The organism is Pseudomonadota bacterium, assembly GCA_039196715.1.
Lineage (GTDB): Bacteria > Pseudomonadota > Gammaproteobacteria > CALCKW01 > CALCKW01 > CALCKW01.
Genome location: JBCCUP010000058.1, coordinates 22,498 through 28,882, shown reverse-complemented (window position 1 = coordinate 28,882; position 6,385 = coordinate 22,498). Strand labels below are relative to the sequence as shown.

General features: G+C 68.0%; 5 protein-coding genes. 2 read left to right on the top strand and 3 right to left on the bottom strand.

Going from position 1 to position 6,385, the window contains the following annotated elements; genetic code table 11:
• The first annotated feature begins 36 nt into the window (after window positions 1–36).
• Together AAGA11_16950 and AAGA11_16945 are read left to right on the top strand one after the other, a co-directional pair.
• On the top strand, window positions 37–1,110 hold the full coding sequence (locus AAGA11_16950) for a hypothetical protein (GenBank protein MEM9604557.1): 1,074 nt from the start codon (window positions 37–39) through the stop codon (window positions 1,108–1,110).
• Complete coding sequence (locus tag AAGA11_16945; GenBank protein ID MEM9604556.1) at window positions 1,103–2,038, top strand: DMT family transporter; 936 nt, start codon at window positions 1,103–1,105, stop codon at window positions 2,036–2,038. Before AAGA11_16950 ends, AAGA11_16945 begins: the two co-directional genes overlap by 8 nt.
• Before the next feature lie 55 nt (window positions 2,039–2,093).
• Here the strand turns inward: AAGA11_16945 and rpe are convergent, their stop codons facing one another.
• The 3 genes from rpe to AAGA11_16930 form a co-directional block, all read right to left on the bottom strand.
• Window positions 2,094–2,786, bottom strand: a complete 693-nt coding sequence (gene rpe / locus AAGA11_16940) for a ribulose-phosphate 3-epimerase (GenBank protein ID MEM9604555.1) — start codon at window positions 2,784–2,786, stop codon at window positions 2,094–2,096.
• Complete coding sequence (gene tkt, locus AAGA11_16935) at window positions 2,783–4,780, bottom strand: transketolase (GenBank protein MEM9604554.1); 1,998 nt, start codon at window positions 4,778–4,780, stop codon at window positions 2,783–2,785. Before tkt ends, rpe begins: the two co-directional genes overlap by 4 nt.
• Before the next feature lie 133 nt (window positions 4,781–4,913).
• Window positions 4,914–6,350, bottom strand: a complete 1,437-nt coding sequence (locus AAGA11_16930; GenBank protein ID MEM9604553.1) for an amidase — start codon at window positions 6,348–6,350, stop codon at window positions 4,914–4,916.
• Between the last annotated feature and the right edge of the window lie 35 nt (window positions 6,351–6,385).

Genomic DNA, 6,385 nt, shown 5'->3' with positions numbered 1-6,385 from the left:
GACGGCGTCAGGCCTGTAGTAAGTCGGAATCACCCCATGTTATACGCCGTTGGGCAGGCGACCGCGCGCAGCGCGGACGAGAGCGTGGCCGCGTGCTTGCAGTGTGTCGCCGTGCGCCGACGCTCTGTCGAAGACGTGCACTGGTTGAAGGAAAACGCGGAGTTGTTGCGCGTGTTGTGCGCGACACGGACACCCGTCGCAGAAGCCGCGTTGGACTCCTACACGACCGTGTATGGCGACCTGCCGTCCCGGTTGCAGTTTTTTCCGCAATATTATCGGTTCATATTATCCATCTGCCGCGACCTGGAGCAGCTCGGATTACCCGGGCGGCTCGCTGGGCAATTGCAACGCTACGCGAAGCACCGGCAGTTTATCGAGGGCGAACTGTCCGACCTGCAGCGCCTCGAGGCCTTGTGGTTGCTCGACGCCATCGACGGCCGGCGCGGGCCTCAGCAGGCGTTGCTGGACCGCTTGCACCAGTTTGGCAGCAACGCCGCCTTTTTTGCCGTGCCGAATCGAAAGGCGGCGTTCGAGTTGACCCACCTCGTGTTCTACCTCAGCCGGTATGGCCAGCACGCCGAGACGTGGTTCGAGGACGTCGTGCCCGGCCTGCTCAACGTCGGCATGGTCGCGTTGCTCGACCGCGACCACGACCTTCTCGCCGAGGCTGTCGTCGCGCTGCAGTATTGCGGGGTCTCGGCACCGCTCTACTGGCAGCAGGTCATCGCCGGCGCCCAGGCCGGGTTGTCGGCGCAGCCTGCACTCGACGGCGGCGGCGTGCGCGACTGCTACCACGAGGTGATCACGCTGGGCTGGGCGCAGTCGCTCGACGCCGGCCACCTGGTGTTGCCGGCGGTCGGCGAGGGCGATGTGGTCTTCACCCGCGCCGCGCACGCAGCATCCCCTTCGCCACTGCGCGAGCTGTCGGTGGCGTTGTGGCGTTCGGGTGACCGACGCAGCGCGAGTTGGGAGGCCTGTGTGGCCGACGCCGACCTCGCACTCTCGGACCCCACGCGCGCCGCCGTGCACGCCGTGCGCGCAAGCTGCGACGCGTTTCCGGCCTTCTTCGAACACTTCGCCCGCGCCGTGTCGGTGGTGCAGCGTGGCTAGGGCGCGCCGGTTCAGCCGCGTGGGTGCGGTGTGGGTGGGCGTCGCGTTGGCCTTGTTGTTCACGCTGGTTGCGGCGGTGACCGATGCCATCGTCAAGCACTTCGCCAACGCCTACGAGGCGCCGCAACTCTTCGTTTTCTCCGGGGTGTTGATCTGCGTGTTTTGCGTTGCCGGCGCGGTGATGACCGGCGAATCCCTCACCTGGCGCACGGCGTGTCCGCGCGCCATGGCGCTGCGCAGCGTGCTGGCCTGTGTCGCGGTGGTCGGCTACTACTACGCGTTCCGTGTGCTCGATTTTGCCGAGGTTTTCCTGTTCATCGGCCTGGCGCCGCTGCTCTCCGGTGTTGCGGCGGGGCCGGTGCTGGGTGAGCGCGTGGGTGTGCGCGGGTGGGTGGCCTTGTGCGGGGGCGCAGCGGGTGTCGGATTTCTCTACCCGAGTGCCATCGACGGCAAACTGGTTGGCTACTGCGTCGCGTTGGTGGCGGTCTTTGCCGGCACCCTGTCCATCGTGTTGTCGCGGTACATCAGCCTCCGCGAGCACCGTCCGATGCTGTTGATCTTCTACCCCAATCTCGCCATCGGCGCAGCCATGGCGGTTGCGTTGCCCTTTGTCTACGAGGTCATGCCGATACGGGATGGGGTCTGGGTCTGCGTCTACGCATTCTTCATGTTCGCGTCACGCTGGTTGCTGATCGAGGCCGTGAAGCTGGTGCCGGCGTATTTCATCTCCCTGATGGTGAACACCCAGTTTGCCTGGATGGTGATCATTGGCGCGCTCATCTTCAGCGAGTGGCCGAGCGCCGGTGTGTTCGCCGGCGCGCTCATGCTGATTGGCGCCAGCCTGCTGTTGGTGAAGGATCAACTGGTGGCCGCATCGAACGGCGAGTCGCTGTCGGGCGTGTCGGCGCTCAAGCAGCGCACCGGCTGACACGCAACCCGCTGGGCGCGCGGTGTGCCCGCGACGACAGCCCGTGGCGTGGGTGTCAAGCGGCCGAGTGAGCCTGATCGAGCAGGGCGCGACACACCGTGTCGAAGCGGTTGGCGTCGCTGTCCTCCGCGGCGCCGAAAAACGCCGAACCGGCGACGAAGGTGTCGGCGCCGGCGGCGGCGATCTCGGCGATGTTGTCGAGTTTGACACCGCCATCGACTTGCAAGCGTATGTCACGGCCACTTGCGTCAATGAGTGCCCGCGCCTCGCGCAGTTTCTGCAGGGTGGAGGGAATGAACGACTGGCCGCCGAAGCCGGGGTTGACCGACATCAGCAACACGATATCGACCTTGTCCAACACGTACCGCAGGCAGTCCAGTGGGGTGGCGGGGTTGAACACCAGGCCACCCTGGCAGCCGGCGTCGCGGATGAGTTGCAGCGTGCGGTCGATGTGCTCGCTGGCCTCGGGGTGAAAGGTGATACTGGTTGCGCCGGCGTCGGCAAATTCCGGCACGATGCGGTCCACGGGTTTGACCATCAGGTGCACGTCGATCGGCGCGGACACACCGTGGTCCCGCAGCGCCTGGCACACCACCGGCCCGAAACTCAGATTGGGCACGTAGTGGTTGTCCATCACGTCAAAGTGCACCCACTCGGCGCCCGACGCGATGGCGTCGTCCACGTCTCGCCCGAGCGCGGCGAAATTGGCAGCGAGGATGGACGGCGCGATCAGGGCCGGTTGCTTCATGCCAATGCCTGACGAACCGCGTCTGCCAGCGCGTCGCTGGTGATACCGAAGTGGGCGTAGAGCACGCCCCCAGGTGCCGATTCGCCAAAGCCGGACATGCCGATCACGCGCTCCCGCGGTGCGAACTGCAACCAGCTGTCGGCGACACCCGCCTCGATCGCCGCAACCGGTACACCCGGTGTGATCACGCTGTTGCGGTAGTCGGCGTCCTGCCGTTGGAACGCGTCCAGGCAGGGCATCGACACCACCCGTACCGCGATGCCTTCAGCTTCGAGGCTGGCACGCGCGTCCATGGCGAGGTGCAGCTCCGACCCGGTTCCGATCAGGATGGCTTGGGCGTTCTCCGCGTCGGCGAGCACGTACCCGCCCTTGGCAATCCGGGCGCGTGTCTCGGCGTTGCGAGCCTGTGGGGGCATGCCCTGGCGAGACAACAACAACGCACTCGGCCGGTCGTCGGCTGCGAGCGATTCGGTCCAGGCCACGAAGGTCTCGACGAGGTCACCGGGGCGCCAGACGTCGAGGTTCGGAATCAGCCGCAAGCTGGCTGCGTGTTCGACCGACTGGTGTGTCGGGCCGTCCTCGCCGAGGCCGATCGAATCGTGGGTGAACACGTGGATGGTGCGGCGCTTCATCAACGCGGCCATGCGCAGCGCGTTGCGGGAGTAGTCCGAGAAGGTCAGGAAGGTGCCGCCGAAGGGGATGTAACCGCCGTGCAGGGCGATGCCGCTCATGATCGCCGCCATGCCGAATTCGCGCACGCCGTAGTTGATGTGCCGCCCGCCCGGTTGGCCACCGCGCACCGCGCCACAGTCGGGCCAGTTGGTGAGGTTGGATCCGGTGAGGTCGGCCGATCCGCCAAGCATTTCGGGCAACCAGTCGGCCAATGCGGTGATCGCGAGTTGCGAGGCCTTGCGCGTGGCGTGTTTGGTGTCGTCGGCGGTGAGCTCCTCGAGCAGGGCGGCGCACCGGTCACCGTAATCGTCGGGCAGTGCGCCGGCCACGCGCCGCTCGAGTTCGGCGGCGAGCGCCGGGTGCACTGCGCGGTAGGCGTCGAACCGGGCTTGCCATTCCGCCTGGCGTGCAGCGCCGGCGCCGTGCGCGTCCCACGCGGCGCGTGCCGCTTCCGGCACCGTGAACGGCTCCGCGTCCCAACCGAGTGCCTCGCGCGTCAACGCGATCTCGTCGTCTCCGAGCGGGGCGCCGTGTGCCTTGGCCGTGCCGGCCTTGTTGGGCGAGCCTTGTCCGATGCGGGTACGGCAGGCGATCAGGGTCGGCGCGCCTGCGTGGGCTTTGGCCTTGGCGATGGCGTCGTCGACTGCGTCGACGTCGTGGCCGTCGACCCCGTCGATCACCTGCCAGCCGTAGGCGCGGAAGCGGGCGGGGGTGTCGTCGCTGAACCAGGGCCCCACCTCGCCATCGATTGAAATGCCATTGTCGTCCCAGAGCACGATGAGCTTGCCGAGTTTCAGGCTGCCAGCGAGGGCGCAGACCTCGTGGCTGATGCCCTCCATCAGGCAGCCGTCGCCCAGGAAGGTGTAGGTGTGGTGATCCACGACCGCGTGGCCCGGCCGGTTGAACTCGTCCGCCAGCAGCTTCTCGGCGAGTGCCATGCCGACCGCGTTGCCGATGCCCTGACCAAGCGGACCGGTGGTGGTTTCCACACCGGGCGTCACGTCCACTTCGGGGTGACCGGGGGTTTTGCTGTGCAATTGGCGGAACTGTTCGATGTCGGCCATCGGCAGGTCGTAGCCCGAAAGGTGCAGCAGGGCGTAGATCAGCATCGACGCGTGGCCGTTGGACAACACGAAGCGGTCGCGGTCGAGCCAGCTCGGGTCGGCCGGGTTGTGTTGCAAGTGGCGCTGCCAGAGCGCAACGGCCATGTCGGCCATGCCCATCGGGGCGCCAGGGTGGCCGGAGTTGGCCCGCTGCACGGCGTCGGCGGACAGCATGCGGATGGCGTTGGCGGAAAGCGCGTCGGAGGCGGAAGTCGACATGGTTCGGGGTGCTCGCAGGACCGAATGTGGGGGCGGCGCGGTGGCAATGCCGCGCTGTCAGCAGCTGATTTTAACGCGACTGGGCGTCCTTGTGTGAGGCTAAATCAGCGTGGCGGGCTTGGCATATGGCCTTTCAGGACCCAGCCACGGCGACATCCGAGCCCCACAGACGGGGCCAGTCGAGTGCCGCGCCCCGTTCGACGGCTGCCGCCGCGTGCAGGCACCGCATCTCGCGGTAGCGTGCACCGATCAACTGGACGCCGAGCGGCATGCCATCAAACACGCCGGTGGGCGCCACGGCTGCCGGCAGCCCCAGCAGGTTCAGGCCGGTGGTGAAACGGAGCTGGCGGTCGAGAAAGGCGCCAGCGCCGTCGCGGTAGTCGAGGTCGCCGCGCGGGCCGGGCGTGCGCGCGGTGCTGACCGGCGCCAGGATCACCGGGTAGTCCTGTAACACGCGGAGCCAGTCGCGGATCAGCGTCAGCCGCTCCGCCATCGCGTCGAGCACCCGCGTCGGATCGGGCGCCGGGTGCAGCGCGCGGTAGCCCGCCCAGACGGTGCGGAAATCGGCGCTCGCCGCAGCCTGCATCGCGTCGCCCGTGATCACCGTCAGCTCGTGCAGTACCAGGTCGCACCACACGGGCATGAGGCGGTCCATGCCGGGCAACCGGACCGGTTCAGGCCGATAGCCCGCAGCAGTGAGGCTGTCGACTGCGCGCGCAATGGCGTCCTGCACGACCGCATCGACCTCCATGTCCTCGGGAATCTCCGCCACGGCCACACGGCAAGGTTGGGCGTCGTCGGCCCAGTGCAGCTGGGCCGGTACGTGGTTGGGGTCGCGCCAATCGGCAGCGCACATCGCCTCCAGCGCGACCCGGCAGTCGCGCGTGGAGCGGGCGATCGGACCCTGGGCCGAGAACAACTGGGCCAGCGCGGGGCGTTCGGCGGTGAACGAGGGGCTGAAGGAGGGCACCCGCCCCTGTGTCGGTTTGATCGTCGCCACGCCGTTGCAGTGGGCCGGCCAACGCAGTGACCCGCCAATGTCGTTGCCGTGGTTGACGCACCCGATGCCGGCTGCTGTCGCAGCACCGGCGCCTCCGGACGAGCCGCCGCACGTCAGGTGCGCCCCCCAGGGGTTCTGCGTGGCGCCGTACAGCGGGTTGTCCGTGACCCAGCGCATCGAGAACTCCGGGGTGTTGGTCTGCCCGAGGATGACAGCGCCCGCCCGCTTGAGGTTGGCGACAACCGGCGAATCGCCCGGGGCGATGTTGTCCGCCATCGCCGGCAGGCCATTGCTGTTGGGCTGGCCGTCGAGGTCGACGTTGACCTTCACGGTCACCGGCACCCCGTGCAGCGGCCCGAGGTTTCGCCCCGCGGCGCGCACCGCGTCGGCCTCGGCAGCGGAGGCCATGGCGTCGTCCGCCAGCACGTTTACCACGGCGTTCAGCCGCGGGTTCACGGCCTCGAGGCGTTCGAGGTGCGAGGCGACGAGGTCGGTCGCGGTGGTGCGGCCCGTCGCCATTGCATCGAGGGCGTCCACGGCGTCGAGTTGCCAGAGGGGCTGGTCGGGCATGCGTCTCTCCAAGGGTACGGGTCACACGGCGTTCG

What these genes read in the sequence shown, in the direction of transcription:
- AAGA11_16950 (MEM9604557.1), top strand. Translation starts at nt 37, where the DNA reads ATGTTATACGCCGTTGGGCAGGCGACCGCGCGCAGCGCGGACGAGAGC.
- rpe (MEM9604555.1), bottom strand. Translation starts at nt 2,786, where the DNA reads ATGAAGCAACCGGCCCTGATCGCGCCGTCCATCCTCGCTGCCAATTTC.
- tkt (MEM9604554.1), bottom strand. Translation starts at nt 4,780, where the DNA reads ATGTCGACTTCCGCCTCCGACGCGCTTTCCGCCAACGCCATCCGCATG.
- AAGA11_16930 (MEM9604553.1), bottom strand. Translation starts at nt 6,350, where the DNA reads ATGCCCGACCAGCCCCTCTGGCAACTCGACGCCGTGGACGCCCTCGAT.